Source organism: Variovorax sp. LjRoot175, from assembly GCF_964253805.1.
In the GTDB taxonomy this organism is placed as follows: domain Bacteria; phylum Pseudomonadota; class Gammaproteobacteria; order Burkholderiales; family Burkholderiaceae_C; genus Variovorax.
This window is the reverse complement of sequence record NZ_CAXURY020000001.1, coordinates 191,111-215,070: the sequence shown is the minus strand read 5'-3', so window position 1 is coordinate 215,070 and position 23,960 is coordinate 191,111. Positions and strand designations below refer to the sequence as shown.

Genomic DNA, 23,960 nt, shown 5'->3' with positions numbered 1-23,960 from the left:
TCGCATGAGCTTCGATCCCACACCTCGACTCGACGGCAAGGTGGCCGTCATCACCGGCGGCCTCGGCGCCATCGGCTGGGCAACGGCCCAGCGCCTCGCGGCGCTTGGCGCCAGCTGCGTGCTGCTGCATCGCAAGGGCGACGACGCGGCCGAACGCGCGACCGCACTCCCAACTGCACAAGGCCAGCGCCATGCCGCGCTGCGCGCCGACATCGTCGACACGCCCAGCCTGCAGAAGGCCGCGGCCGACGTGCAAGAGGGCTACGGCCGCTGCGACATCCTGGTCAACAGCGCCGGCCACACGCAGCCCATCGCAGCCGGCGACCTCGACGCGCTGAGCGATGAACTCATCGACGAGTTGCTTGCCGCCAACTTCCGCGGCGTCTTCGCCACCATCCGCGCCTTCGCGCCGCTGCTCAAGGCGAGCGGCGACGGCTTGATCGTCAACATCTCGTCGATCGCCGGCTTCACCGGCGTCGGCAGCAACCTGGCCTACGTCGCGGCCAAGGCCGGCCTCGACGTGGTCGGCGACGCGCTGGCCAAGGCGCTGGCGCCCGCGGTGCGCGTGGTCTCGGTGTCGCCGGGCGCGGTCGAATCGGCCTTCGTGCCGGGCCGCGGCGAAGAGTTCAAGGCCAAGATGGCCAGCACCACGCCGCTCGGCCGCATCGGCAAGCCCGAGGACGTGGCCGCGACCGTGGAAGCGCTGGCCACCACGCTGCGCTTCGTGACCGGGACGCGCATCGTGGTCGATGGGGGGAGACACCTGTGAACAGCAAAACTCTGATCACCTGCGCGGTCACCGGCAACCTGGTGAAGCCCGAACAGACGCCGCACCTGCCGATCACGCCGGCACAGATCGCCGACGAATGCCTGGCCGCGGCCGAGGCCGGCGCCGGCCAGGTGCATATCCACGTGCGCGATCCCGAAAGCGGCAAGCCCTCGATGCAGGTCGAGCTCTACCGCGATGTGGTGAACCGCATCCGCCGGCAGAACCGCGAAGTCGTCATAAACCTCACGACCGGGCCGGGTGGCCGCTTCGTTCCGAGCGAGGACGACCCCAAGATCTACGCGCCCGGCACCAGCCTCTTGCCGCCGGAAAAGCGCGTCGAGCACATCGCGCTGATCAAGCCCGACGTCTGCTCGCTCGACCTCAACACCATGAACTCGGGCCCGGACGTGGTCATCAACACGCCGAAGAACGTGCGCCGCATGGCGCGCGTGATCCGCGAAGCGGGCGTCAAGCCCGAGCTCGAGATCTTCGACTCCGGCGACATCCACATGGCGCTGGACCTGATCGCCGACGGCACGCTCGAAGGGCCTGCGATGTGGACCCTGGTGCTGGGCGTGAAGTACGGCTTCATGCCGACGCCCGAGGCCGTGATGTACGCGCGCAGCATGCTGCCGCCCGGCGCCTTCTGGAGCGCCTTCGGCATCGGCCGCATGGAGTTCCCGATCGTGGCGCAGGCCTGGCTGCTGGGCGGCCATGTGCGCGTCGGCATGGAAGACAACATCTATCTCGAGAAGGGCGTGCTCGCGAAGAGCAACGCGGAGCTGGTGACCAAGGCGCGCGACATCATCCGGAGCCTCGGCGGCGACGTGGCGAGTGCGCGCGAGGCGCGCACGATGCTCGGCTTGGCGGGAGGACGCTGAGCAATGAACGCCGTGCTCAACACGACGGTCGCACGCGCCGTGCGCGTCCGCGAAAAGGCCGCGAACCTCGACGCATTGAAGCTCGACTTCGCGGACCAGCCCGAGCCCGTCGCCAAGCCCGGCTTCGCGGTGGTGCGCGTCGGCGCGGCCGCCGTGAACCCGAGCGATGTGAAGGCCAGCCTGGGCCTGATGCCGCAAGCCGTGTGGCCGCGCACGCCGGGACGCGACTTCGCGGGCGTGGTGGTCGCGGGCCCGACCGAATGGGTGGGCCGCGAGGTCTACGGCTCGGGCGGCGATATCGGCATCACGCGCGACGGCTCGCACGCGCGCTTCCTGCTGCTGCCGGTGGAGGCCTTGCGCGATCGGCCGCGCAGCATCTCGATGGACGAGGCCGGCGCCGTCGGCGTGCCCTTCGCCACCGCCTATGAAGGCTTTCGCCGCAGCGGCATGCCGCAGGCCGGCCAGACGGTGCTGGTGCTGGGCGCGAACGGCAAGGTCGGGCAAGCAGCCGTGCAACTCGCTGCGCAAGGCGGCGCACGCGCGATCGCGGTCCAGCGGCGCGCCGGCCCCTTCGAAGGTTTCGCGAGCGGCCCGGTCGACGTGATCGATGCCGGCGCCGGCGACATCGCCGCCCAGGTGCGCGAACTCACGAACGGCCGCGGCGCCGACATCGTCTACAACACCGTCGGCAGCGCCTACTTCGAGGCCGCGAACAAGGCCATGGCCAAGGGCGCGACGCAGATCTTCATCGCCACGCACGACCGTGCCGTGCCCTTCGACATCTTCGCCTTCTACCGCGGCATGCACACCTACGTGGGCATCGACTCGCTGGCGCTGGATTGCGTGGCCGCAACCGGGCAGCTCGATGCGATGCGCGAGGGCTTCGAGCGCGGCACGCTGAAGCCCTTCCCCGTGGCGCGCGCCTACGCGCTCGAAGACGCGGCCGAGGCCTACCGCCTGGTGCTCTCGGGCAGCACCGACCGCGTCGTGCTGCGCCCCTGAGGAAACAACGCCATGCACGTCACCCGTTTCGAACAGGCGCCGACTTATGAGGCGCCCAACCACATCGACATGCGCTGCCTGCGCCTGCAGGGCAAGGAGGCCGGGCCTTCGCTGCAGATGTGGATGGGCATGAGCCAGATCCTGCCCGGCGGCCACACCGGCCTCGACGGCTCGCCGATCGAGAAGCTCTACCTCGTGCTCGAAGGCCAGCTGCACGTGGTGGCCGAGTTCGAGGGCCGGCGCGACGAGCAGGTGCTGGGCCCCTACGACTCCTGCCGCTTCGCGCCGGGCGAGAAGCGGCAGCTCGTGAACCGCAGCAACCGGCCCGTGCTGGTCGCGCTGGTGATGGCGAACGCGCCGCCCGCCGGCTGAGCCCTTCTTCTCTTTCCCCCAACGATTCCAACGGAGACAAAGCCATGACGACATTCCTACCCGGCCGCCGCCAACTGATCGCAGCGGCGCTCGCCGCCTGCGCCTTCACCGGCGCGCATGCGCAAGGCGACTGGCCGCGCGGCCAGACCGTCAAGCTGATCGTGCCCTTCACCGCCGGCAGCGGCACCGACATCGTGGCGCGGCTGGTGGCGGAACGGCTCGGCCCGGCGCTGGGCACCAGCGTGATCATCGACAACAAGCCGGGCGCCGGCGGCACGCTGGGCGCCGCGCAGGTGGCAAAGGCGCCGGCCGACGGCTACACGCTGCTGGTCCACTCGGCGGGGCACCTGGTCAATCCTTCCATCTATCCCAACCTCTCCTACGACACGCTGAAGGACTTCGCGGGCGTGACGCCGATGGCGAGCCTGCCCAACATGCTGGTGGTGGCGCCCAACCGCTTTGCCGACGTGAAGGACCTGGTCGCGCAGGTCAAGGCCAAGCCCGGCGGCTTCAACTACGGCTCGGCCGGCAACGGTTCGGCCACCCACATGAACGCCGAGGTGTTCCGCCTGGCCGCCGGCGTGCAGGCGCAGCACGTGCCCTTCCGCGGCACGCCCGAGGCGATGACCGAGGTGATGGGCGGGCGCATCGACTGGTTCTTCGCGCCGATGGTGTCGGCGCTGCCGCTGGTCAAGGACGGCAAGCTCAAGGCGCTGGCGGTCGGCACCGGCAAGCGCTCGGGCGTGATGCCGCAGCTGCCCACCACGGTCGAGGCCGGCGTGCCCGGCTCGGAGTACCTGTTCTGGGTCGGCCTGTTCGCGCCGGCCAAGACGCCGAAGCCGGTGGTCGACCGGCTGCAGGCCGAGGTGGCGAAGATCATGGCGGCGCCAGATCTCAAGGAGCGCCTGGACAAGCTCGGCGCCGAGCCCTTCACCATGCCCTCAGCCCAGTTCGACAAGTTCATCGTCGACGAAACCGCGAAGGCGCAGCAGGTCGTGAAGGCGGCCGGCATCAAGGTCGATTGAAGGCCATGAGCTTGTTCGGTGGCGCGTCGTCACGCGCCTGGCAGCACTGGTGCGACGCGGAATGCGCGCACGCCGAAGACGCCGCCGTTGCGGCACCGGAGCGCCGGCAATTCCTGCGCACCTCGCTCGGTGTCGCCGCCGGCGGCCTTTCGGGCCTCTGGGTTTCCGGCTGCGCCACCGCATCGCCCGCGGCACCGGCCGACACGGTGGTGCTGAACGCCCGCGTCGCGACCATGGACGCGAAGACACCGCGTGCCCAGGCCTTCGCCATCGCGGGAGATCAGTTCACAGCCGTCGGCAGCGACCGCGAGATCTCGCGCTGGGTCGGCCCGCGCACGCGTGTCATCGATGCAGAGGGCCGCTGCATCACGCCGGGCCTCATCGACTCGCATGCGCACTTCATCCGCGGCGGGCTCACCTACACGCAGGAGCTGCGCTGGGACGGCGTGCCAACGCTCGCCGATGCGCTGCGCATGTTGCGCGAGCAGGCGCTGCGCACCCAGCCGCCGCACTGGGTGCAGGTGGTGGGTGGCTTCTCGCCCTACCAGTTCCGCGAGAAGCGGCTGCCGACCCTGGACGAGATCAACGCCGCCACCGGCGAGGTGCCCTGCTTCGTCATGAACCTCTACGACCGCGCGTTCTTGAATCGCGCGGCCTTGCGCGTGCTCGGCTGGAACCGCGACACGCCGAATCCCTTCGGCAGCACCCTCGAAAAAGACGCCACCGGCAACCCGACCGGCCTGGTGGTCAACACCACCAGCCTGGGCGGGCTGGTCGCGCTGTTCGCGCGCGTGCCCAAGCTGTCGGATGCGGACCAGGCGCTGTCGACCGAGCTCTACATGCGCGAGATGAACCGGCTGGGCCTCACCAGCGTGGTCGATGCGGGCGGCGGCGGGCAGAACTACCCGGAGCACTACGGCGGCATCCAGCGGCTCGCGAGCGAACGCCGGATGACGCTGCGCATCTCCTACAACCTGTTCGCGCAGCGCCCGGGCCAGGAGATCGACGACTACAAGCTGTGGTCGCAGAAAGTCTCGCCCGGCCAGGGAAACGACCATCTGCGCATGGTGGGCGCCGGCGAATACATCCTGTGGGCCGCGACCGATCCGGCCAACTTCGGCAAGAGCGTCGCGCAGGCGCCCGCCATCATGGAATCGAAGCTGACCGAGGTGGCGACCTACCTCGCCGGCAAGGGCTGGCCGATCCGCATGCATGCGAGCTACGACGGCACGGCCGCGCGCATCCTCGACGTGCTCGAGAAGGTGAACCGCGAGGTGCCGCTCAAGAACCTGCGCTGGGCGCTCGACCATTGCGAAGGCCTGTCGCCGCGCTCGATGGAGCGCGTGGCTGCGATGGGCGGCCGCATCGCGATCCAGAACCGCATGTCGCTCGACGGCGAGGTGTACGCGCAGACCTGGGGCCGCGAGGCCGCGGCCGATGCGCCGCCGATCGGCCGCATGCGCGCCATGGGCCTGCCGGTGGCCTGCGGCACCGACTCGAGCCGCGTGACCAGCTACAACCCCTGGGTCTCGCTGCATTGGCTGGTGACCGGCAAGACATTGGGCGACACGCGGCTCAACGCCGAGCGCAACCTGGTGAGCCGCGAGGTCGCGCTTCGGATGTGGACGCTCGAGGGTGCGGCACTGACCGGCGAGGACGCCCGCAAGGGCTCGATCGCGCCCGGCAAGCTGGCGGATTTCGCGGTGCTGTCCGACGACTTCTTCGCGATCAAGGAGGACGCCATCAAGGACATCACGGCCGTACTCTCCATGGTCGGCGGCGAGGTGGTGCACGCGAGCGGGCCCTTCGCGGCACAGGCACCGGCCATCGTCAAGCCGATGCCCGACTGGCTGCCGGTCAATGTCTACGGCGGCTACCAGCACCGCCGCGCCGGCAGCACCGCGTCGTCGCATGGCACGGGCTGCTGCGGAAGCGCTGCAACGGCTCCGATCATCATCGGCGACCGGGGTGCCTGGCGCTACCGGTGCGGCTGCGCGGCGATCTGAGGCGCCGCGCTCACTCGGGAATCAGGAGAGGCCCGCAGTTCTCGTCCGTGATGAAGAAGGCGAGCAACTTCGCGCTGCGCACGGGGTCGGGGTTCTCCGCGAACACGTGCAGCGTGCCCGGCGGCTCGAAGAAAGTCTGGCCGGCCCGGTAGTCCTGCGCGGGAGTGCCTCCAAGCTGCGAGCGCACAGTCCCCTCGATCACGACGGCGGTCACCGAGCCCGGATGCCGGTGTGCCGGCGAGTAGGCGAGCGGCGGGAACTCGACGCTGACGGTCGTCACGTTCTTGCCCGGCACGTTCGGCAAGGGCTCGCAAGACAGCGGCTTGACGATGGTCGCGGGCCGCGCGCCGGCACCCGCCGTCGTTGCGGCCGACGCGAACATCGGCCGGCCGAGCGAGGTGCAGAGATCCCCGAACCATTGCACCGCGGAGCGCGGCGCCGCGGGTGCCAGCAGCATCCAGCTGGCGGCCAGGAGCAGCGCGGCGAGCCCGGCGCCGCGACGGCCGTGAAGGGAGAACGCGTTCATTGCATCGCTCCTTGCGGCAGGCGAAGCCCGGCATGCCATCCCAGTTCGCGCTTGGCCATTTCGCTGCTGACTTCCGGGCCATCCTCGGCGATGTTGAAGATGCTGCCGCCCGGCGAGCGCTGAAGCGCCTTCAGGGCGGCCCAGGCCGCGGCCTCGACGTGAACCGGGCTCGTGCCTTCGGGCGCCGTCCTCCAAGTGCCCGGTCCATAGAGCTGCCCGTATCTCAGCACGGTGCCCTTCAAAGCGGCCGAGCCCAGCACCGATTGCTCCAGCGCGGCCACGCCGCGCACGCTGATACTGAGGCTGCCTTGCGCATCGAGGTCGAGCGGCTGCTCCTCGCGGCAGGGCTTAGGACCCGGCGCATAGGCCCAGGCGATGCTCTGCGCGATCATGCGGCCGCAGCCGGCCGCGAGCGCCGCCGCCACCAGGTTGCGCGTGCCCTCGGTGCGAATGCGCGCATTGCGGACCACCGCCTCGGCCATCGCCTTCGGGTCCAGGCTGCCCGGCAGGTCGGTGAGCTGGTGGATCACGGCCGCCGGCGCGATGCGCTTCAGGGCCGCGGCCAGTGCCGGCGCATCGAAGACATCGATCACCACCGGCTGCACGCCCTGCGCCTCGAGCGCCTTCGCCCTTTCCACCCGCCGGGTGCTGCCATGCACCGTGTAGCCCGCGCCGGTCAGCAACGGCACGAGGGCCCTGCCGATGGCGCCCGTGGCGCCGGCCAGAAATACCGTTTTCTCGCTCATTGCATGTTCTCTTTCAAGTTCACGGCGTCCAGCTTAGGTCTACGATGCCCCAGGCAAAAGAGCCAAGAATCGACAGAATGACCAGGCCATGATGAAGCGCCCTTTCCCTACCGGCATGCTGGAGCTCGACAGGACGCGGCAGGCGCCGCTGTACCGGCAGATCTACGAGCGGTTTCGCGCCGCCATCGAACAAGGCATGCTCCGGCCGGGCGATCGATTGGCCTCGGCGCGCAGCCTCGCCGGCGAGCTCGGCGTGGCGCGCGCAACGGTCGAGGCCGCCTACGGCCAGCTGGCGGGCGAGGGCTACTTCGTTGCGCGCGGGCAGGCGGGCACCGTGGTTTCGCCGCATCTGGCACAGCGCAGGCCGGTGCGCGCCGGCCGCGCCTCGGCCAAGGCACCGGCCGGTGCGCCGCCGGGCGCGGCCGAGGTGCCGCTGCCCTTCCAGCTGGGCATTCCTGCGCTCGATGCCTTTCCACGCAAGCTCTGGTCGCGGCTGGCGGCGCGCAGGATGCGCTCGATGAGCGCAGCTGACATGTTCTATGGCGACCCCTCGGGCTACGGGCCGTTGCGCGAAGCCATCGCCGCCTACCTGCTGGTCTCGCGCGGCGTCGCGTGCCGGCCGGCGCAGGTCTTCGTCACGGCCGGCTACCGCGCCTCGCTGGCGCTGGTCTCGCATGCGCTGCTCCGGCGCGGCGACACGGTCTGGATCGAGGACCCGGGCTTTCCGCCGACGCGCGAAGTGCTCCGCAGCGCTGGCCATCGCAGCGTGCCGGTGCCGGTGGACGAGGAAGGCATCGTGGTCGCGCAAGGCACACGCCGGGCGGCGAAGGCGAGGATGGCCATCGTCACGCCCTCGCACCAAGCACCGCTCGGCTTTTCGATGAGCATGGCGCGCCGCCTCCAGCTGCTCGACTGGGCGTCGAAGGCGAAGGCCTGGATCGTCGAGGACGACTACGACGGCGAGTACCGCTATGCCGGCCATCCCCTGCCAGCCCTCAAGAGCCTGGACACGCACGAGCGTGTGCTCTACGCCGGCAGCTTCTCCAAGGTTCTCTATCCGGGCCTGGCCCTGGGCTACGTGGTCGTGCCCGAGCCATTGGTGGAGCGCTGCGCGGAAACCGCGCGAATCGGGTCCAACGGATGTCCGCAGCTCATGCAGGCCATCGTCTCCGACTTCCTGAAGGAAGGCCATTTCTCGCGCCACATCAAGAAGATGAGGCTGCTCTACGCGCGCCGCCGGGCGATGCTGGCGGCCGAGCTGCTGCGGGTCTTCGGCGAGCACGTACGCATCGACCTTCGCCGCGGCGGCATGCACCTGATCGCGCGCCTCGACGGTCTCGGCAACGACGACATGCTGGCAGGCCGCGCGCAACAGGCCGGCTTGAACTGCCAGGCGCTGTCGTTGCGCAGCATCGGCGCCGGCGGCGCGCAAGGGCTGCTGATGGGCTTCACGAACATCGCCTCGGCCGCCGAGGCGCGCCGGCTGGTGGCCAGGCTGCGCGCAGCACTCGGGTGAGTTCTGGTCTACCCTTCGCCATGCCCGTTCTTCCCGCCATCCTGCTGTTCCTGCATCTGCTCGCTGCCGCCTTCTGGGTCGGCGGCATGGCCGCGATGCACTTCGCCGTTCGGCCGGCCGCCGTTGCCAAGCTCGAGCCGCCACTCAGGTTGCCCTTCATGGCGGACACGCTGTCGCGCTTTTTCGTCGGCGTGGCTATCGCCATCGGCGTCCTGCTTGCGAGCGGGCTCTGGATGCTGATGCTTGCGGGCGGCTTCGCGCGCGTGCACTGGAGCGTGCATGCCATGCTTGCCGTTGGGTTGGTGATGATGGCCTTGTTCCTGCACGTCCGCTTCGCGCCCTACCCGCGCTTGCAGCGCGCGGTCGCGGTGCGCGATTGGCCGGCGGCGGCGGCGAATCTCGGCACCATCCGCAAGCTGGTGGCGACCAACCTGGCGCTCGGCGTGGCGGTGTTCGCGCTGGCGCTCGTCGGGCGCGTGCTCTGAGGGCCGCGCTAGGAGCCTAGTTCGTAACTGGTGCTCCGTCCGCCGGCGTCGGATTTCCTCAGAACGCTGAGTGCAACCAATTCGTTGATGTCGCGCAGCGCGGTATGGGGCGAACACTTCGCCATCGAGGCCCATTTGCTGCTCGTCAGCTTGCCCTCGAAGCCATCGAGCAGCCGGTTGACGAGCTTGATCTGACGCTCGTTCAGCGGCGTCTCGGCCCAGCGCTGCCAGAAGCGTGACTTGCCCAGCACGGCCGACAGCGAGGTCTCCGCGCCCTCGATCGCGCGCAACAGGCAGCCCAGGAACCAGGCCAGCCATGGCGTGACGTCCATCGTGCCCTTTTGCGTCCGCTCCAGCATCTCGTAGTAGTCCTTGCGCTCGCGCTGGATCTGCGCCGAGATGCTGTAGAAGCGCTGGCTCGACCCTTCTGCGCGGGCCAGCGCCATGTCGCCCACGGCGCGCGCTATGCGTCCGTTGCCGTCGTCGAAGGAATGGAGCGTGTCGAACCACAGATGGGCCAGGCCCGCGTGGACGAGCGGATCACCGCCGGTCGACAGCTCGAACCATTCAAGGAAGCGGTCCATCTCCGCCTCGAGCCGCTGCGCAGGCGGTGCCTCGAAGTGCACCTTGCGCCGTCCGACGGGGCCCGACACCACCTGCATCGGCCCTGCCGCATCGTCGCGCCACTCGCCGGTGCGGATCGGCGAGAGACCGCTGTACCCCGTCGGGAAAAGCGCGGCATGCCAACCGAACAGGCGCTCGCGCGTCAGGGGTTGTCCAGCGGCGCCGGTGGCGTCGAGCACCATCTCCACCACGCCGTCGACGTGCCGGTCGGCCGGCGCCAGCGCGCCGATGTCCAGGCCCGGCGGCGTGCGATGGACGAACGCACGGTCTCCGGGTTGAGCTGCTCGCCTTCGATCTCGCTCGTCTTGAGCACGTCGTCGGTCAGCACCCGCAGGGTGGCCGCATCCCGCTGCGGCATGCCCATGGCCGTCATCCGCCCGAGCAGATGGCCTTGGGCGCCGTGGACTGCAGCGAGCAGCCCGGCGAGGCGGGACAGGTCGTAGCGCAGGCGCGGCCAGCTGGGGTGCTGCCAGATATAGACGCCTGCTTCACTATCTCCGCTTTTCATGCGGAGATAGTGCGCCCTATTCTCCGCAAACGCCGCAAGATTTACCGCGAAATATGCGGAGAATAGGCTCCGTAATCTCCGCAAACAGACGCGGACGCGTACCCCGAAACCTCAGCGAACCACTGTCCACCAGGCTGCGGCCCAGGCCAGCGCGAGGCTGGCGATGAGCGCGGCCGAGACGCGCAGCGCATAGCTGGCACCGCCGGAGATGGCGGCCACCGTGCAGCGCGTCAGCGTGTTGGCACTGACCGCCAGGCAGACGCCGAGCACGAAACGCTCGGCCTGCAAGGCGCCGGCCGCATGCAGCGAGGCCAAGGACGCCACGGGCGCATGCGCGTCCGCCAAGGCGGCGAGCGCGACGCTGGTGCCGAGCCCGGCATCGCCGAAGCGGCGCTGTGCGCTGCCCACCAGCACTGCGACCACCGCCAGCATCGCGGCGACGGCGAGCGCTTCGCGCGGACGCAGCGCGCTGCCCTTTCTCTCCGGCTGCTCGGCGTCACCCGCCGATCGCTGCGACCAGACCGGCAGCAGGCCGACGGCCGCCGCGCCGAGCGCACCGGCGAGTGCGGCGGGCAGCAGCGCGGCGGCGGCGACGGGCGACAAGGCGACGCTCATCAGCAGGGCCTGCACCCAGGTCGCCACCGCCGACAGCGCGGCGCCCGATGCCAGCACCGGCGTCTGCGCGGGCTGCGCGCGGGCCCGGCCGCCGAACGAGGCCACGGTCGCGGTGCTCGAGACGAATCCCGACAGCAGGCCGGACACCAACAGGCCGGCGCGCACGCCGAGCCAGCGCAGCGCCAGCTGCCCGAAGGCCTGGATTCCCATGATCAGCAGCACCAGTGCCGCGAGCGGCCGCGGCTCGATGCCGCCGAGCGCGGCGATCGGCTGCGACGGAATCAGCGGCAGCGCGATCAGCGCGAGCGCGGCCAGCAGGATCGCGTCATGGACTTCCTGCTGGCTCAGCCATTGCGTCGCTAAACGGTGCAGCCGCGTGCGTGCAACCAGCAGCAGCGCGATGCCGGCCCCGCAGGCGGCGCCCAGCGCCGGCGAGAGCACCGATTGCACGCCGACCAGATAGGTGGCGAAGAGCGCCACCTCGGTCGTCAGCCCCGGATCGCGCGAGCGGCTCTTCCAGTACGAGAGCGCGCCGAGCAGCCCGATCACCGCCGCGCCCACGACGACCAGACCCGACACCGGCAGCAGTTGCGCGAGCGCGCCTGCCACCGACGCCAGCGCGAAGGTACGCAGGCCCGCGGCCGCCCGGTCCGCACCGCGGCCCTTGCGGCGCTCGCGTTCGATGCCGATCAGAAGGCCCGCGCCCAACGCAACGGCCAAGCCGACGATCGCGTCCTGCGTTGGGCCGTTCACGCTGTTTCCGCGCCGCTAGACCACGCCCGCGTCGCGCAGCGCGGCGCGCTGCTTTTCGTCGATGCCCAGTTCGGCCAGCACCTCGTCGGTGTGCTGCCCGAGTGCCGGCGGCGCATGGCGCTGCACCGGCGGCGTGCCTTGCAGGCGCAGCGGACTCGCCACGCCGACGATATGGTCGATGCCGTCGCCGGCCTGGCGCGGCATCGACACCGCGAGGCCGCGCGCCTTGACCTGCTCGTCCTCGAAGGCCTGCGCGATGTCGTTGATCGGGCCGCAGGGCACCGCCTTGTCCTCGAGCAGCGCGATCCACTCGGCGGTGGTGCGCGTGCGCGTGACGGCCTCCATCTGCGGGATCAGCACCTCGCGATGGCGCACGCGCAGCGTGTTGGTCGCAAAGCGTGGGTCGCTGGCCCAGTCGGCATGGCCGGCCGCCTCGCAGAAGCGCGCGAACTGGCCGTTGTTGCCAATGGCCAGCAGCATTGCGCCGTCCTTCGTATGGAAGTCCTGGTAGGGCGCCAGGCTCGGGTGGCTGTTGCCTTGCCGCTGCGGCGCGACGCCGGTGTTGAGGAATGCGCTGGCCTGGTTGGCGAGGATGGCCATGCCGACGTCGAGCAGCGCCATGTCGATGTGCTGGCCTTCGCCCGTGCGATGCCGCACCTCGAGCGCGGCCAGGATGGCGCTCGACGCGTAGACGCCGGTGAACAGGTCGGTGAGCGCCACGCCCACGCGCAGCGGGCCGCCGCCGGGCACCTCGTCGGGCCGGCCGGTAATGCTCATCATGCCGCTGGTGGCCTGGATCATCAGGTCGTAGCCGGCGCGCGAGGCATGCGGGCCGTCGTGGCCGAAGCCGGTCACGCTGCAGTAGATGAGCCGCGGATTGGCCGCGCGCAGGCTTTCGTGATCGAGACCGTACTGCTTGAGGCCGCCGGTCTTGAAGTTCTCCACCACGATGTCGCTCTGCGCGGCCATCTTCTTCAAGAGCGCCTGGCCCTCGAGCGAGGCCATGTCGATGGTGACCGAGCGCTTGTTGCGATTGCAGGCGGTGAAGTAGGTGGCCTGGTCGGTGTCGCGGCCGTGCGCGTCCTTCAGGAAGGGCGGGCCCCAGGTACGCGTGTCGTCGCCGACGCCGGGGCGTTCGATCTTGACGACGTCGGCCCCCAGGTCGGCGAGGATCTGGGTGCACCACGGACCCGCGAGCACGCGGGAGAGGTCGAGAACCTTGATGCCGTCGAGTGCTGCGGCAGCCATGTCAATTGGCGAAAGCGGCGATGCCGGTTTGGGCACGTCCCAGGATCAGCGCATGGATGTCGTGCGTGCCTTCGTAGGTGTTGACCACCTCGAGATTGACCAGGTGCCGCGCCACGCCGAACTCGTCGCTGATGCCGTTGCCGCCCATCATGTCGCGCGCCAGGCGGGCAATGTCGAGCGCCTTGCCGCAGGAGTTGCGCTTGAGCAGCGAGGTGACCTCGACCGAGGCCGTGCCCTCGTCCTTCATGCGGCCCAGGCGCAGGCAGCCCTGCAGGCCCAGCGTGATCTCGGTCTGCATGTCGGCCAGCTTCTTCTGGATCAGCTGGTTGGCCGCGAGCGGGCGGCCGAACTGCTTGCGGTCCAGCGTGTACTGGCGCGCGCGGTGCCAGCAGTCCTCGGCGGCGCCGAGCGCGCCCCAGGAGATGCCGTAGCGCGCACTGTTGAGGCAGGTGAACGGGCCCTTCAGGCCCTGCACTTCGGGGAACGCGTTCTCTTCGGGACAGAACACGTTGTCCATCACGATCTCGCCGGTGATGCTGGCGCGCAGGCCAACCTTGCCGTGGATCGTCGGGGCGGAGAGGCCCTTGGCGCCCTTCTCGAGCACGAAGCCACGGATCGGGCCGACCGTGCCGCTCTCGCTCACTTCCTTGGCCCAGACCACGAACACGTCGGCGATCGGGCTGTTGCTGATCCACATCTTGGCGCCGGTGAGCGAGTAGCCGCCGGCCACCTTCTTGGCGCGCGTGACCATGCTGCCGGGGTCGGAGCCGTGGTCGGGTTCGGTCAGGCCGAAGCAGCCGATCCATTCGCCGGTGGCGAGCTTGGGCAGGTATTTCTGCTTCTGCGCCTCGGTGCCGAACTCGTTGATCGGCACCATCACCAGCGAGCTCTGCACGCTGGCCATCGAGCGGTAGCCCGAATCGACGCGCTCGACTTCGCGCGCGATCAGGCCGTAGCAGACGTAGTTGAGGCCGGGGCCGCCGTACTGCTCGGGGATCGTCGGGCCCAGGAGGCCGAGCGCACCCATTTCGCGAAAGATCGCGGGGTCGGTCTCGCCGCTGCGAAAGGCGTCGAGCACGCGCGGCGCCAGGCGTTCCTGGCAGTAGGCATTGGCAGCGTCGCGCACCATGCGTTCGTCGGCGGTGAGCTGCTGGTCGAGCAGAAGAGGATCTTCCCAGTGAAAGGCGGCGTGGGCCATGGCGGTCTCCGGTATAGGGGGCTTGAGGTTCGTCCGCGATCGTAAGCGCGCGGCATGGCGAGCGCAAACGAGGATTCCACACCCAGTTATGCATTCTGCTCACTTCAGAGCACAATGCCGGAGCGTCTTTCCATTGGAAGCGCCGTTGCTTCAACTATGTAGCACTCGCATACCATGCGTCGAAAAATCCCGTCCACCCAGGCCCTGATCTGCTTCGAAGCGGCCGCACGCCACGAGAGCTACACGCGCGCGGCGCAGGAACTCGCGCTCACGCAGAGCGCGGTGTCGCGCCAGATCACGGCGCTGGAGGACTTCCTCGGCATGGCGCTGTTCCGCCGCACGCGCCACGGCGTGGCCCTGACGCCGGGCGGCGCCGACTACGCACGCCAGATCGCGCGCCAGCTCGACACCATGGAGCGCGACACGCTCGACGCGATGGCGCGCCAGGGCCTGGGCGGCTCGTTGCAGCTCGCGGCGGTGCCGACCTTTGCCACGCGCTGGCTGATCCCGCGGCTGCCCGGCTTTGCCGCCCTGCATCCCGACATCACGGTGCACATCGAAACGCGCACCCGTCCCTTTCTCTTCAACGACACCCCCTTCGATGCCGCGCTCTACGCGGGCACGATCGCGCAGACGGCCAACTGGGCCGGCACGCAGTCGACCCTTCTGCTGCATGAAGACGTGGTGCCGGTGTGCAGCCCGGCGCTGATGGCGCCGCGCAAGCAGCTCTCGCCGGCCGCGGTGGCACGGCTGCCGCTCCTGCAGCAAAGCACCCGGCCCGACGGCTGGCACCAGTGGTTCGACGCCCAGGGGGTGGACGCGCCGCGCGCGCGCAGCGGCCCGCGCTACGAGCTGTTCTCGATGCTGGCGATCGCGGCCGCGCACGGGCTCGGCATGGCGCTGATGCCGCACATGCTGATCGAGCCCGAGCTTGCGCGCGGCGAGCTGGTCGTGGCCTGCAATCGGCCGCTGCGCGCGGAGCGCGGCTACTTCCTGGTGACGCCCGCGACGCACGACGAGCGCCCGGCGCTCGTGTTCTTTCGCCAGTGGCTGGTCGAGCAGTGCGCGGCCGCCGATCAGACCGGCAAGGCCAGCAGGCGCCCCGACAGGGGCGCGCTCGCCAGCGTGTCCAGTGCCAGGCTCTGACGCGCGGTCGTGATGTAGAGCTGCTGGCCATCCGGCCCGCCGAAGACCAGATCGGTCGCGCACGGCACCGGCAGCCCCACCACGCGATCGAGCTGGCCGTCGGCGCTGAAGCGCACCACCGACCAGCCGTCGCACAGTGCGGTCCAGATGCCGCCCGCCGCATCGAAGGCCAGGCCGCTGATCCGCCCCGAGCCCCTGGGCACGGTGGCCAGCCGGCGCACGGCGGGCGCGCCGGCCTGCATCAGCAGGATGGCCCCCGAGCCCGGCGCCGCCGCATAGAGCGTGCGGTCGTCGCCGCGCCAGCGCAGGCACTGCACCGGCTCGCCGATGCGCCACTTCACATCCAGGCCGCCGTCCTCGCGCACCAGGCCGATCGCGGTGCCCGCTTCGGGCAGCGCGACGGCGGCCCAGATCGCATCGTCCTTGCCGTTGCACACCGCGAGGACCGCGCCCTTCAGCCAGGACGCCAGCGGAGTCGTCGAACCATCGGCCGCGACCACGAAGGCGCCGTGCTCGTGCACCGCCACCAGTGCTTCGCCGCGCCGCAGCAGGCCGACCACCGGGGCTTCGAGCGTGGCGAGTTCGCGATCCTGTTCGCCGTCCCGCACGCGCACCGAGGGCGCGAGCACGTCGGCCCACCAGAGGCGCTGGCCGTCCGCCGACCACAAGGGGTGCGCACCATGGAAGGCCCACGGGCCCGGCAGCGCCGAGACCGAGGCTTCGCTCTGCGCCGCGGTCTCGGCGCCCTGCGGCTGCAGCTGCGCGCCGACGCGCCGTGCGGCCTCCGCCACTTCGGGACCCAGCAGTTCGAGCCGAGCGCGCGTGAGGCGCCAGGCCGGGCCGGCCACGCTGATCGCGCCGCGCACCTGCCCCGCCGCATCGACCACCGGCGCGCCGACGCAGCGCACGCCGAGCGCGATCTCCTCGTCGTCGATCGCATAGCCGCGCGAGCGCGTGATGCGCAACTCGGCCTGCAGCCGGCGCCGGTCGGTGATGGTGAGCGGCGTGAGTGGCTTCAGCACCGCATCGCGCACGATCGCATCGCGCGCCGCGTCGGGCATGGCCGACAGGATGGCCTTGCCCTGGCTGGTGCAGTGCACCGGCTTGCGCTGGCCCAGCACCGCGGCCGAGCGCTGGCTGTGAGCGCCGTCGCAGCGCTCCAGCGAGATCACCTCGCGGCCGTCGAGCGCGGCGAGGTAGGTGGTTTCGCCGGTCAGGTCGCGCAGCGCGCGCAGCTCGAAGGCGGCGGCGGCCACCAGGCCGGGCATTGCATAGGCCTGGCGCGCCATCTCGAAACAGCGGAATCCCAGGCAATAGACCTTGCGCAGCGGATCGCGCCGCACCAGCCCGCGCGCGACCAGGGTCGCCAGCAGCCGGTAGACGGTGGTGCGCGGCAGCGCGAGGCGCTCGGCCAGCTCGCTCTGGCCCAGGCCCTCGGGCGCGGAACCGATCGCGTCGAGCACGTCGAGCGCCTTTTCGAGGGCGCCGGTGCCTTCGCCGGAGGATGTGGCCATAGTTTGTCTCAGATGCTGGTACTGGCCCGCCGATCAGGCCTGCGCAGGCAGTGGCGTCGATTCTATTTTTGACCACCTCTCACTACGATGCCTGTTCCCCCGCGCCGGGTGCCGGCCCACCTTTCGGTTCCACATGTTGAGACAGACCATGACCGCCCACGCTCCCTTGCCGCCTGCCGCGATTCCGCAGCGCCCGCCGGCGCCCCATGTGCCCGACGCGGTGCTCGACCGCCTGGCCCGCGCCAGCAGCGGCTCGCTGACCACGCAGCTCTACATCAAGGGCTTTCGCCAGCCGGTGCTGCATGGCCTGACGCCGCTCAACCGGAGGATCAAGCCTTTCGCGGGCCGCGCCTACACGATGCGCTTCATCCCGGCGCGCGAGGACGTCGACGTCTACGGCAACCTCAAGACCGAACCGAGCGCCGACAACCTGCAGTGGGTGGGCGTCGAGCAGCTCGAGCCGGGCCACGTGCTGGTGATCGACAGCAACAAGGACGGCCGCGCCGCCTCGATGGGCAACATGCTCATCACGCGGATGATGATGCGCGGCGCCCGCGGCGTGGTCACCGACGGCAGCTTCCGCGACGGCACCGAGCTCAGGGAGATGAACTTTCCGATCTGGTGCACCGGCGTGACCGCGACCACCCGGCTGGCCTTCCACCACGTGGCGGACCTGCAGGTGCCGATCGGCTGCGCGGGCGTGGCCATCTACCCGGGCGACGTGATCCACGGCGACGGCGACAACATCACCGTGATCCCGGCGCACCTGGCCGAGGAGATGGCCGATCTGTGCGAGCAGCGCGACGACATCGAGGCCTATCTCGCGCTGCGCGTGCGCGCCGGCGAGGCGCTGTGGGGCCTCTATCCGCCGAGCGAGGCGACGCGCCAGCAGCACCGCGAATGGGTCGCCGCCGGCCGCCCGCCTCTCGTTACCAACCAGAGACCGCTATGACCGCCTTCACCCCCGCTTATTACGAAGCCCTCATCCGCCGCTATTTCGACGCCTGCAACGCCGCCGACTACCAGGCGCTGGTCGACTGCTTCACGCCCGACGCGGTGCACTACTTCCCCGCCGGCCTGCCCGAGATTCCCTGGCGCACGGCCGACACCATCGCGAAGAAATGGCAATGGTGCGTCGAGACCCTGGGCTCGCAGTGGACCATCGAGCGCATCATCGTGAGCCACGACAAGCCCGAGGCCATGATCGAGTGGACCCACTGGAAGAACAGGAGCGGCACCGCCCTGCGCGGCGCCGAGTGGTACGAGTTCGATCCCGAAAGCGGCCGGATCGCCGAGATCCGCGCCTACTACGCCTCGCCGGCGGACAAGAGCGTGGCGATCAACGAGCTGGTCGATTTCGACTATGCGGGTCGCGGCTATCACCTGAAGAGCGAATAAGGAAGAGAATCGCGTCCCGGGTCCCCGAGTCCCCGAGTCCCGGTCAAGGATGGAGACGCGCGATGCCTACCTACCAGTACCGTTGCCAGAAATGCGGCGAGATCTTCGAGCACGCCGAACATGTTGCCGAGCATGCCACCGTCCATTTGCGCTGCCCCAAATGCGGCAGCGAGACGGTCCAGCCGGTGCCGACACAATTCTTTGCCAGGACATCCAAGAAGAGCTAGGCATCCGGCCCGGCGCTCTTCTATGCTTTGAGGCTTGCCGCATCGTCGGCAGCACGCGTTTGTTGTAGGTCAAACCTTTTTCGAGGAGCGAACATGTCACTGCGCATCAACGACGAAGCCCCCAACTTCACGGCCAAGACGACCAAGGGGGATATCAACTTCCACGAATGGATCGGCGACCAATGGGCGATCCTGTTCTCGCACCCCAAGGACTTCACGCCGGTGTGCACCACCGAGTTGGGCTACATGGCGAAGATCGAGCCCGAGTTCACCAAGCGCAACGCCAAGCTGATCGGCCTGAGCATCGATCCGGTGGATGCCCATGACCGCTGGTCCAAGGACATCGAGGAAACGCAGGGCTACCTGCCGACCTACCCAATGATCGGCGACACCGACCTCGCCGTGGCCAAGCGCTACAACATGCTGCCGGCCGAGGAACCCGGCACCTCCGAGGGCCGCACCGCCGCCACCAACGCAACCGTGCGCTCGGTCTTCATCATCGGCCCGGACAAGAAGATCAAGCTGATGCTGACCTACCCGATGACCACCGGGCGCAACTTCGACGAAATCCTGCGCGTGCTCGACTCGATGCAGCTGACCGCCAAGCACAAGGTCGCCACGCCGGTGAACTGGAAGCAGGGCGAGGACGTGATCATCGCCGGCTCGGTGTCGGACGACGACGCGAAGAAGCTGTTCCCGGGCGGCTGGGACGCGCCCAAGCCCTACCTGCGGGTGGTCAAGCAACCGGGCTGAACCGGGAGCGCGGCATGCTCTTCGAACAGGTCGCGACCGGGGGCTGCCAGTCCTACCTCGTCGGTTGCGACCAGAGCTGCGTCGCCGCGCTGATCGATCCGGAACTGAGCCAGATCGACCACTACATCGCGCTCGCCGCCCGCGACGGCGTGCGCATCCGCTACCTGATCGACACCCACACGCATGCCGACCACTTCTCGGCCACGCACGAACTCGCGCGCCAGCTCAAGGTGCCGGTGGTGATGCACCGCAAGAGCCCGGCTCCCTTCGTCGACATGCGGCTGGGCGACGGCGAGATGATCGTGTTGGGCAAGCTCAGGCTGCAAGTGCTGCACACGCCGGGCCACACCGCCGACTCGATGTGCCTGCAGGTGGAAGACCGGCTGTTCACCGGCGACACGCTGCTCATCGGCGCCACCGGCCGCACCGACCTGCCCAGCGGCGACCCGGAAGCGCTCTACGACAGCCTGTTCAACCGCGTGCTGCGCCTGGACCCGGCGCTCAAAGTCTGTCCGGCGCATGACTACAAAGGACGCACGCATTCGACCATCGGCGAGGAGCTGGCATCGAACCCGCGCCTGCAGAAGCGCGAGCGCGCCGAGTTCGTCGAAATGATGAACAGCCTCAATCTCACGATGCCCACACATGTGACCGAGGCGCTGCGCACCAACATGAGCGGCGGCAAGACGGTGGCGCGCCTCCTGGCCGAAGCGGGCGCGACGGTGCCCTTCATGTCGCTGGCCGAGCTCAAGACGCGCGTGGAGGCCGGCGAGGACGATCTCATCGTGCTCGACGTGCGCGAGCGCGAGGCCTACGAGGGCGGCCACATTCCCGGCGCGCGCCTGCTGCCGCGCGGCCAGCTGGAGCTGCGCGTCAACCAGGACCTGCCCGATCCCACGCGGCGCATCCTGAGCTGCTGCGAGCTGGGCTACATCTCGACGCTGGCGGCCGCAACCTTGCGCGACATGGGCTTCCTGCACGCGGTCGCGCTCGATGGCGGCATGAAGGCCTGGCGCGAGGCGGGTTATCCGCTGAAAGCCGGGCGCGAGCCCTGAGCTCGCGGCCGTCGCTAAAGCTGCTCCTCCGGCACGAACAGCGATATCAGGCGCAGCTTGAGCCGCAGCAGCCAGGTCGATTCCGGCTCCTCGTCGAGCCGTTCCGGTTCGCCCTCCGGATCGAGGCCGATCCATTCGAGGCTCTGTCCATCGGGCTTGAGGCGGACTTCGTAGACGCCGACGTTGGTGTCGACGCGGTAGAAGTCCAGCAGCTGCGCAACGAGCCCGGGGCTGCGCACCAGCAAGCCCAGCTCGGTATTGATCAACGCCGAGCGGCCGTCCAGGTTCAGGGAGCCGGCCAGCAGGATCTTCCGGTCGACGAAGCCGAGCTTGGCATGCAGCCGGCCGGTCGAGCTGCCGAGCACGCTGCGCAGGCCGGCGTCGCGCTTGAGGCGCCCCGAGGTGACCTCGAACACCCGCACCCCCAGGCGCAGCATCTCGAGGCGGTAGGGCTCGTAGCCGGCGCCGACCAGCGGCTCGTCGCTGACGCCGGTGGCGTTGGTGAAGATGCGCACGTCGACACCGCGCGCACGCAGCTGCCGCAGATGCGCCATGCCGACGCGTCCGGGCACGAAGTAGGGCGAGACCAGGATAACTTCCGACTTCGCTTCGGTGGCCAGCAGACGGATCAGCCGGCCGGTGACCGAGTCCGCGCCCGGCTCGTAGCTGTCGTTGCGCAGCTTGACCGGCGCGTCCGCAAAGGCACCCGCCGGAGCGATGAAGAAGCCGAACGGGCCCTCGTCGCTCGGGTCCGGACGCGGCCGCAGCGCGTTGCCGGCGGCCACCTCCGAGAGCCCCGGCACCGAGCCCCTGGTATCGCCCGCGGTCCGCTGCTCGAAGCGCGCCCGGCGCTGCGCCGCATTGAGGCGGTTGCCCGCCACCGCCTGCAGCGGGTAGACGCGTTCGCTGTTCCAGTAGGCATCGAAGGAGCGCGAGAGCTCGGGCACGAGCGCGCCGGCCGCGAGCAGATCGAAGTCGATGAAGTTGGACCGCGCGCTGCGCAGGAAGTAGTCGTCGACCAGGTTGCGCCCGCCGGCGATGGCGAAGACGCCGTCGGCGACGAAGAGCTTGTTGTGCATGCGGTGGTTGAGGCGGCCGAAGTCGGTGAGGAACTGCCACAGCCGCACCGGCGACGCGTCGCGGCCGTAGGCGAAGGGATTGAACAGGCGCACCTCCGCCCCGGGGTGGGCGGCCAGGCCGAGCAGCAGCTCGTCCAGGCCTTCGGTATGGAAATCGTCGACGAGCAGGCGCACGCGCACGCCGCGCTCGGCCGCATCGCGCAGCGCGCGCAGCAACAGCCGGCCGGTGGCGTCGTCGGCGATGTGGTAGGTCTGCAGGTCGAGCGAGCTTTGCGCGCGGGCGATCAGTTCGAGCCGGGCCGCGAGCGCGTGATGCGGCATCGGGATCGAGCGCAGCGCCGACTGGCCCGGCGGGATGGCCAGCTCGCGCGCGAGCGCCGGCAGAGGCGCATCGGCCGGGGCCGCGATGCTGGTCGATACCGGCCGTTCGACGACGCTCGGCAGGCTGGCACAGCCGCACATCAGCAGCGACAGCACAAGGGCACTCAGCGCAGCCACGGCTCGGGTCGGCATGTGGACCTCACTCTTCGCGCCAGCGTGCCACAGCCGGCAGGCAGCATCAAGCCGGCCGCCGGGGGTTACGAAACGCCCTGGCACCAGGACGGCCACTACTGGCCGATCCGGCCGCTGGCCAATTGCACGTGGGTGGCGCTCGAGGAATCGACTGTAGAGAATTGCTGCCTGCGCGTGATCCCGCGTTCGCACCGGGTCGGCGTGCTGCATCCGCACCTGCACGAGGACCGGACCGACCTCACGCTCAATCAGCGCATGGCAGCCGGCCGGCTGAGCTTTCAGCGGCAGCGCCGGCCCAGCGGCTGCCGGTTCAGCAGGTTGCGATGCGCCCGGCCGATCTCGCTGCCCTGGTCGGCGGCGCGAATGAACCAGTCCAGCGCTTCGCAGGGCTGGCGCTGCACCGCGTTGCCGAACAGCGCCGGTCCGCCCAGCAGGGCCATGCCCAGCATCTCCTGCGCAGGGCGAAAGCCGGCTTCCGCCGATGTGCGCAGCCAGCGCAGCATGGCGCGGTAGTCCTTCTCGGTCTGCGCTTCCAGCGCCAGCGCAAAGCGCTGTTCGGGCGTCAGCGGCACTGCGGCCGTGCCAGCGGCGCCGCTCGGCATCGATGCGAGGGCGATCGCTACCGTCGCGGCGACCCGCGCGCAGCGCCAGCCGATCCGCAGGCTTGCATGCCATTCGCTGTTCATCGATCTCTCCTTGGAAGCATGGGGCGCCCAGTCTGTCGTGCCAGCGCCTCCTCTGAAAATGCGGAAGTTGCGAAGGCCGCCTCAGGCAGCGGCTGAGGGCTGCGTGATACGGTGATGCCATGCGCTTCGACCTCACCGACTTGCGGCTTTTCCAGAACGTCGTCCAGGCCGGCACGATCACCGGCGGCGCGGAGCGCACGCACATGACGCTGGCCTCGGCCAGCGAGCGCGTGCGCGGCATGGAGGCCGAACTCGGCGTCGCGCTGCTGGTGCGCGACCCGCGCGGCGTGGAGCCGACGGAGGCCGGTCGGACCTTGCTGCACCATGCGCGCGCCGTGCTGCTGCAGATGGAGCGAATGCACGGCGAACTGGGCGAATACGGGGCGGGGCTCAAGGGCCATGTGCGGCTGCTGTGCAATACCTCGGCCCTCACGGAGCATCTGCACGAGGCGTTGAGCAGCTTCCTGGCGCTCCATCCGCGCATCTCGGTCGACCTGGAAGAGCGCGCCAGCCACGACATCGTCGAGGCGCTGCGCAGCGAGCTCGGCGACATCGGCATCGTGTCGGACGCGGTGGACCTGGCCGGCCTGGAGAGCTTCGTCTTCAGGGAGGACCACCTGGTGCTGGTGGTGCCGCGCGGCGACGCGCTGGCGAAGCGGCGCCGGGCGGCGCTGCGCGACATGGTGGACCGCGAGTTCGTCGGCCTGACCGGCAGCAGCCCGCTGCAGGAACTCGTCTCGCACCACGCGAAGCGCCTGGGCCGGCGGCTTGCCTACCGCGTGCGCGTGCGCCACCTCGAAGCGGTCTGCCGCATGGTCGAACAAGGGATCGGCGTCGGCATCGTGCCGCAGACGGTGGCCGCGCGCTGCGCCAGGTCGATGAAGATCGCGCGCATCGCGCTCACCGACGACTGGGCCGTGCGCAACCTGATGGTCTGCGTGCGCCGCCGCGAAGACCTGCCTTCCAATGCGCAGCTCATGCTGCGCCACCTGCTGGAGGCGCCATGACGCTGAACTACCTGGATTTCGAGTACAGCGAGGACACACAGGGCATCGGTGCCTTCGACGCGATGGCCTCCACGGCGCCGGATCAGGCGGCAGCCGTGGATGCGGAGATCGCCCTGGTGCTCGATTGGGCGAGCGCCAGCTTTCCGGATCGCCGCGGCCCGGTGGGCGACGGCGGCGACTGGGACTACGACCTGCAGGACACGCAGGAAGCCGGCTGGCGCACGGTCACGCTGTCGATCAGCGGGACGCGGGAATTCTGCGCGGCCTTCAGCCTGCGCTTCGCGCTGGAGAGTGGGCCCTGACTTCTC

Annotated in this window: 24 protein-coding genes and 2 pseudogenes; 17 read left to right on the top strand and 9 right to left on the bottom strand. The window is 69.7% G+C overall.

The genetic code is table 11. The features are described 5' to 3' along the window. The first annotated feature begins 4 nt into the window (after positions 1 to 4). The 6 genes from ACSQ89_RS01155 to ACSQ89_RS01130 are packed head-to-tail and all read left to right on the top strand — an operon-like array spanning position 5 to position 6,055. A complete protein-coding gene (locus ACSQ89_RS01155) occupies positions 5 to 769 on the top strand; it encodes an SDR family NAD(P)-dependent oxidoreductase (RefSeq protein WP_093104439.1) in 765 nt (254 codons plus the stop codon). Continuing rightward, positions 766 to 1,650: a 3-keto-5-aminohexanoate cleavage protein gene (locus ACSQ89_RS01150; RefSeq protein WP_093104440.1), complete on the top strand. Its 885-nt coding sequence runs from the start codon at positions 766 to 768 to the stop codon at positions 1,648 to 1,650. The genes ACSQ89_RS01155 and ACSQ89_RS01150 overlap by 4 nt, the downstream gene beginning before the upstream one ends. A gap of 3 nt (positions 1,651 to 1,653) precedes the next feature. Continuing rightward, entirely contained in the window at positions 1,654 to 2,652 is a 999-nt protein-coding gene (locus ACSQ89_RS01145; RefSeq protein ID WP_436292303.1) for a quinone oxidoreductase family protein, read from the top strand. A gap of 12 nt (positions 2,653 to 2,664) precedes the next feature. Continuing rightward, a complete protein-coding gene (locus ACSQ89_RS01140; protein ID WP_093104443.1) occupies positions 2,665 to 3,024 on the top strand; it encodes a cupin domain-containing protein in 360 nt (119 codons plus the stop codon). Positions 3,025 to 3,068: 44 nt separating this feature from the next. After that, positions 3,069 to 4,049 carry a tripartite tricarboxylate transporter substrate binding protein gene (locus ACSQ89_RS01135; RefSeq protein WP_436292302.1) on the top strand — a complete coding sequence of 327 codons (981 nt, stop codon included), beginning with the start codon at positions 3,069 to 3,071 and terminating at the stop codon, positions 4,047 to 4,049. A gap of 5 nt (positions 4,050 to 4,054) precedes the next feature. Then, positions 4,055 to 6,055 carry an amidohydrolase gene (locus ACSQ89_RS01130; RefSeq protein ID WP_436292301.1) on the top strand — a complete coding sequence of 667 codons (2,001 nt, stop codon included), beginning with the start codon at positions 4,055 to 4,057 and terminating at the stop codon, positions 6,053 to 6,055. A gap of 10 nt (positions 6,056 to 6,065) precedes the next feature. On the opposite strand, the gene ACSQ89_RS01125 is transcribed toward ACSQ89_RS01130, so the two are convergent. Together ACSQ89_RS01125 and ACSQ89_RS01120 are read right to left on the bottom strand one after the other, a co-directional pair. Further along, positions 6,066 to 6,581 carry a cupin domain-containing protein gene (locus ACSQ89_RS01125; protein ID WP_436292300.1) on the bottom strand — a complete coding sequence of 172 codons (516 nt, stop codon included), beginning with the start codon at positions 6,579 to 6,581 and terminating at the stop codon, positions 6,066 to 6,068. Next, positions 6,578 to 7,327, bottom strand: a complete 750-nt coding sequence (locus tag ACSQ89_RS01120; RefSeq protein ID WP_093104448.1) for an NAD-dependent epimerase/dehydratase family protein — start codon at positions 7,325 to 7,327, stop codon at positions 6,578 to 6,580. Before ACSQ89_RS01120 ends, ACSQ89_RS01125 begins: the two co-directional genes overlap by 4 nt. A gap of 88 nt (positions 7,328 to 7,415) precedes the next feature. On the opposite strand from ACSQ89_RS01120, the gene ACSQ89_RS01115 reads away from it, so the two are divergent. Continuing rightward, positions 7,416 to 8,843, top strand: a complete 1,428-nt coding sequence (locus ACSQ89_RS01115) for a PLP-dependent aminotransferase family protein (protein ID WP_244503798.1) — start codon at positions 7,416 to 7,418, stop codon at positions 8,841 to 8,843. 20 nt (positions 8,844 to 8,863) lie between these two features. Then, positions 8,864 to 9,328: a CopD family protein gene (locus tag ACSQ89_RS01110; RefSeq protein WP_436292298.1), complete on the top strand. Its 465-nt coding sequence runs from the start codon at positions 8,864 to 8,866 to the stop codon at positions 9,326 to 9,328. A gap of 8 nt (positions 9,329 to 9,336) precedes the next feature. Here ACSQ89_RS01110 and ACSQ89_RS01105 read toward each other — a convergent pair. From ACSQ89_RS01105 to ACSQ89_RS01090, 4 genes and pseudogenes are all read right to left on the bottom strand, one after another. Beyond that, positions 9,337 to 10,460, bottom strand: a pseudogene (locus ACSQ89_RS01105) (Fic family protein). Between the two features lie 111 nt (positions 10,461 to 10,571). After that, positions 10,572 to 11,828: an MgtC/SapB family protein gene (locus ACSQ89_RS01100; RefSeq protein WP_093104450.1), complete on the bottom strand. Its 1,257-nt coding sequence runs from the start codon at positions 11,826 to 11,828 to the stop codon at positions 10,572 to 10,574. 15 nt (positions 11,829 to 11,843) lie between these two features. Continuing rightward, positions 11,844 to 13,076, bottom strand: a complete 1,233-nt coding sequence (locus ACSQ89_RS01095) for a CaiB/BaiF CoA transferase family protein (RefSeq protein WP_093104451.1) — start codon at positions 13,074 to 13,076, stop codon at positions 11,844 to 11,846. Between the two features lies 1 nt (position 13,077). Continuing rightward, positions 13,078 to 14,274 (bottom strand): acyl-CoA dehydrogenase, encoded by a 1,197-nt coding sequence (locus ACSQ89_RS01090; protein WP_436292296.1) that lies wholly within the window; start codon positions 14,272 to 14,274, stop codon positions 13,078 to 13,080. 174 nt (positions 14,275 to 14,448) lie between these two features. Here ACSQ89_RS01090 and ACSQ89_RS01085 point away from each other — a divergent pair, with 174 nt between their 5' ends. Beyond that, complete coding sequence (locus ACSQ89_RS01085) at positions 14,449 to 15,420, top strand: LysR family transcriptional regulator (protein WP_436292295.1); 972 nt, start codon at positions 14,449 to 14,451, stop codon at positions 15,418 to 15,420. Here ACSQ89_RS01085 and ACSQ89_RS01080 read toward each other — a convergent pair. Beyond that, positions 15,351 to 16,934 carry an IclR family transcriptional regulator domain-containing protein gene (locus ACSQ89_RS01080; protein ID WP_436292294.1) on the bottom strand — a complete coding sequence of 528 codons (1,584 nt, stop codon included), beginning with the start codon at positions 16,932 to 16,934 and terminating at the stop codon, positions 15,351 to 15,353. The genes ACSQ89_RS01085 and ACSQ89_RS01080 overlap by 70 nt on opposite strands. Before the next feature lie 148 nt (positions 16,935 to 17,082). Between ACSQ89_RS01080 and ACSQ89_RS01075 the strand changes: the two genes are divergently transcribed. From ACSQ89_RS01075 to ACSQ89_RS01055, 5 genes are all read left to right on the top strand, one after another. Next, positions 17,083 to 17,886, top strand: a complete 804-nt coding sequence (locus ACSQ89_RS01075; RefSeq protein ID WP_436292293.1) for a ribonuclease activity regulator RraA — start codon at positions 17,083 to 17,085, stop codon at positions 17,884 to 17,886. Further along, positions 17,883 to 18,332 carry a nuclear transport factor 2 family protein gene (locus ACSQ89_RS01070; RefSeq protein ID WP_436292292.1) on the top strand — a complete coding sequence of 150 codons (450 nt, stop codon included), beginning with the start codon at positions 17,883 to 17,885 and terminating at the stop codon, positions 18,330 to 18,332. The genes ACSQ89_RS01075 and ACSQ89_RS01070 overlap by 4 nt, the downstream gene beginning before the upstream one ends. A gap of 62 nt (positions 18,333 to 18,394) precedes the next feature. After that, complete coding sequence (locus ACSQ89_RS01065) at positions 18,395 to 18,559, top strand: FmdB family zinc ribbon protein (protein WP_436292291.1); 165 nt, start codon at positions 18,395 to 18,397, stop codon at positions 18,557 to 18,559. A 93-nt stretch (positions 18,560 to 18,652) separates the two neighbouring features. Further along, complete coding sequence (locus tag ACSQ89_RS01060; RefSeq protein WP_093104462.1) at positions 18,653 to 19,312, top strand: peroxiredoxin; 660 nt, start codon at positions 18,653 to 18,655, stop codon at positions 19,310 to 19,312. A gap of 14 nt (positions 19,313 to 19,326) precedes the next feature. Next, a complete protein-coding gene (locus ACSQ89_RS01055) occupies positions 19,327 to 20,367 on the top strand; it encodes an MBL fold metallo-hydrolase (RefSeq protein ID WP_436292290.1) in 1,041 nt (346 codons plus the stop codon). A 14-nt stretch (positions 20,368 to 20,381) separates the two neighbouring features. On the opposite strand, the gene ACSQ89_RS01050 is transcribed toward ACSQ89_RS01055, so the two are convergent. Beyond that, entirely contained in the window at positions 20,382 to 21,908 is a 1,527-nt protein-coding gene (locus ACSQ89_RS01050; protein WP_436292406.1) for a phospholipase D family protein, read from the bottom strand. Here ACSQ89_RS01050 and ACSQ89_RS01045 point away from each other — a divergent pair. Further along, a pseudogene (locus ACSQ89_RS01045) lies at positions 21,789 to 22,115 on the top strand (phytanoyl-CoA dioxygenase family protein); the annotation flags it as partial. The gene ACSQ89_RS01050 and the pseudogene ACSQ89_RS01045 sit on opposite strands and share 120 nt — an antisense overlap. A 122-nt stretch (positions 22,116 to 22,237) precedes the next feature. Here ACSQ89_RS01045 and ACSQ89_RS01040 read toward each other — a convergent pair. Then, positions 22,238 to 22,645, bottom strand: coding sequence for a sel1 repeat family protein (locus ACSQ89_RS01040; RefSeq protein WP_436292289.1), 408 nt, complete (start codon positions 22,643 to 22,645; stop codon positions 22,238 to 22,240). Between the two features lie 119 nt (positions 22,646 to 22,764). On the opposite strand from ACSQ89_RS01040, the gene ACSQ89_RS01035 reads away from it, so the two are divergent. Both ACSQ89_RS01035 and ACSQ89_RS01030 read left to right on the top strand, forming a co-directional pair. Then, positions 22,765 to 23,652: a LysR family transcriptional regulator gene (locus ACSQ89_RS01035; protein ID WP_436292288.1), complete on the top strand. Its 888-nt coding sequence runs from the start codon at positions 22,765 to 22,767 to the stop codon at positions 23,650 to 23,652. After that, positions 23,649 to 23,954 (top strand): hypothetical protein, encoded by a 306-nt coding sequence (locus ACSQ89_RS01030; protein ID WP_436292287.1) that lies wholly within the window; start codon positions 23,649 to 23,651, stop codon positions 23,952 to 23,954. The genes ACSQ89_RS01035 and ACSQ89_RS01030 overlap by 4 nt, the downstream gene beginning before the upstream one ends. Positions 23,955 to 23,960 lie beyond the last annotated feature (6 nt).

Excerpts from the sequence above, each read along its gene's own strand:
- ACSQ89_RS01155 (WP_093104439.1), top strand. The coding sequence starts at position 5 with ATGAGCTTCGATCCCACACCTCGACTCGACGGCAAGGTGGCCGTCATC.
- ACSQ89_RS01145 (WP_436292303.1), top strand. The coding sequence starts at position 1,654 with ATGAACGCCGTGCTCAACACGACGGTCGCACGCGCCGTGCGCGTCCGC.
- ACSQ89_RS01140 (WP_093104443.1), top strand. The coding sequence starts at position 2,665 with ATGCACGTCACCCGTTTCGAACAGGCGCCGACTTATGAGGCGCCCAAC.
- ACSQ89_RS01135 (WP_436292302.1), top strand. The coding sequence starts at position 3,069 with ATGACGACATTCCTACCCGGCCGCCGCCAACTGATCGCAGCGGCGCTC.
- ACSQ89_RS01130 (WP_436292301.1), top strand. The coding sequence starts at position 4,055 with ATGAGCTTGTTCGGTGGCGCGTCGTCACGCGCCTGGCAGCACTGGTGC.
- ACSQ89_RS01125 (WP_436292300.1), bottom strand. The coding sequence starts at position 6,581 with ATGAACGCGTTCTCCCTTCACGGCCGTCGCGGCGCCGGGCTCGCCGCG.
- ACSQ89_RS01120 (WP_093104448.1), bottom strand. The coding sequence starts at position 7,327 with ATGAGCGAGAAAACGGTATTTCTGGCCGGCGCCACGGGCGCCATCGGC.
- ACSQ89_RS01115 (WP_244503798.1), top strand. The coding sequence starts at position 7,416 with ATGATGAAGCGCCCTTTCCCTACCGGCATGCTGGAGCTCGACAGGACG.
- ACSQ89_RS01110 (WP_436292298.1), top strand. The coding sequence starts at position 8,864 with ATGCCCGTTCTTCCCGCCATCCTGCTGTTCCTGCATCTGCTCGCTGCC.
- ACSQ89_RS01095 (WP_093104451.1), bottom strand. The coding sequence starts at position 13,076 with ATGGCTGCCGCAGCACTCGACGGCATCAAGGTTCTCGACCTCTCCCGC.
- ACSQ89_RS01090 (WP_436292296.1), bottom strand. The coding sequence starts at position 14,274 with ATGGCCCACGCCGCCTTTCACTGGGAAGATCCTCTTCTGCTCGACCAG.
- ACSQ89_RS01085 (WP_436292295.1), top strand. The coding sequence starts at position 14,449 with ATGCGTCGAAAAATCCCGTCCACCCAGGCCCTGATCTGCTTCGAAGCG.
- ACSQ89_RS01080 (WP_436292294.1), bottom strand. The coding sequence starts at position 16,934 with ATGGCCACATCCTCCGGCGAAGGCACCGGCGCCCTCGAAAAGGCGCTC.
- ACSQ89_RS01075 (WP_436292293.1), top strand. The coding sequence starts at position 17,083 with ATGACCGCCCACGCTCCCTTGCCGCCTGCCGCGATTCCGCAGCGCCCG.
- ACSQ89_RS01070 (WP_436292292.1), top strand. The coding sequence starts at position 17,883 with ATGACCGCCTTCACCCCCGCTTATTACGAAGCCCTCATCCGCCGCTAT.
- ACSQ89_RS01065 (WP_436292291.1), top strand. The coding sequence starts at position 18,395 with ATGCCTACCTACCAGTACCGTTGCCAGAAATGCGGCGAGATCTTCGAG.
- ACSQ89_RS01060 (WP_093104462.1), top strand. The coding sequence starts at position 18,653 with ATGTCACTGCGCATCAACGACGAAGCCCCCAACTTCACGGCCAAGACG.
- ACSQ89_RS01055 (WP_436292290.1), top strand. The coding sequence starts at position 19,327 with ATGCTCTTCGAACAGGTCGCGACCGGGGGCTGCCAGTCCTACCTCGTC.
- ACSQ89_RS01050 (WP_436292406.1), bottom strand. The coding sequence starts at position 21,908 with ATGTGCGGCTGTGCCAGCCTGCCGAGCGTCGTCGAACGGCCGGTATCG.
- ACSQ89_RS01040 (WP_436292289.1), bottom strand. The coding sequence starts at position 22,645 with ATGAACAGCGAATGGCATGCAAGCCTGCGGATCGGCTGGCGCTGCGCG.
- ACSQ89_RS01035 (WP_436292288.1), top strand. The coding sequence starts at position 22,765 with ATGCGCTTCGACCTCACCGACTTGCGGCTTTTCCAGAACGTCGTCCAG.
- ACSQ89_RS01030 (WP_436292287.1), top strand. The coding sequence starts at position 23,649 with ATGACGCTGAACTACCTGGATTTCGAGTACAGCGAGGACACACAGGGC.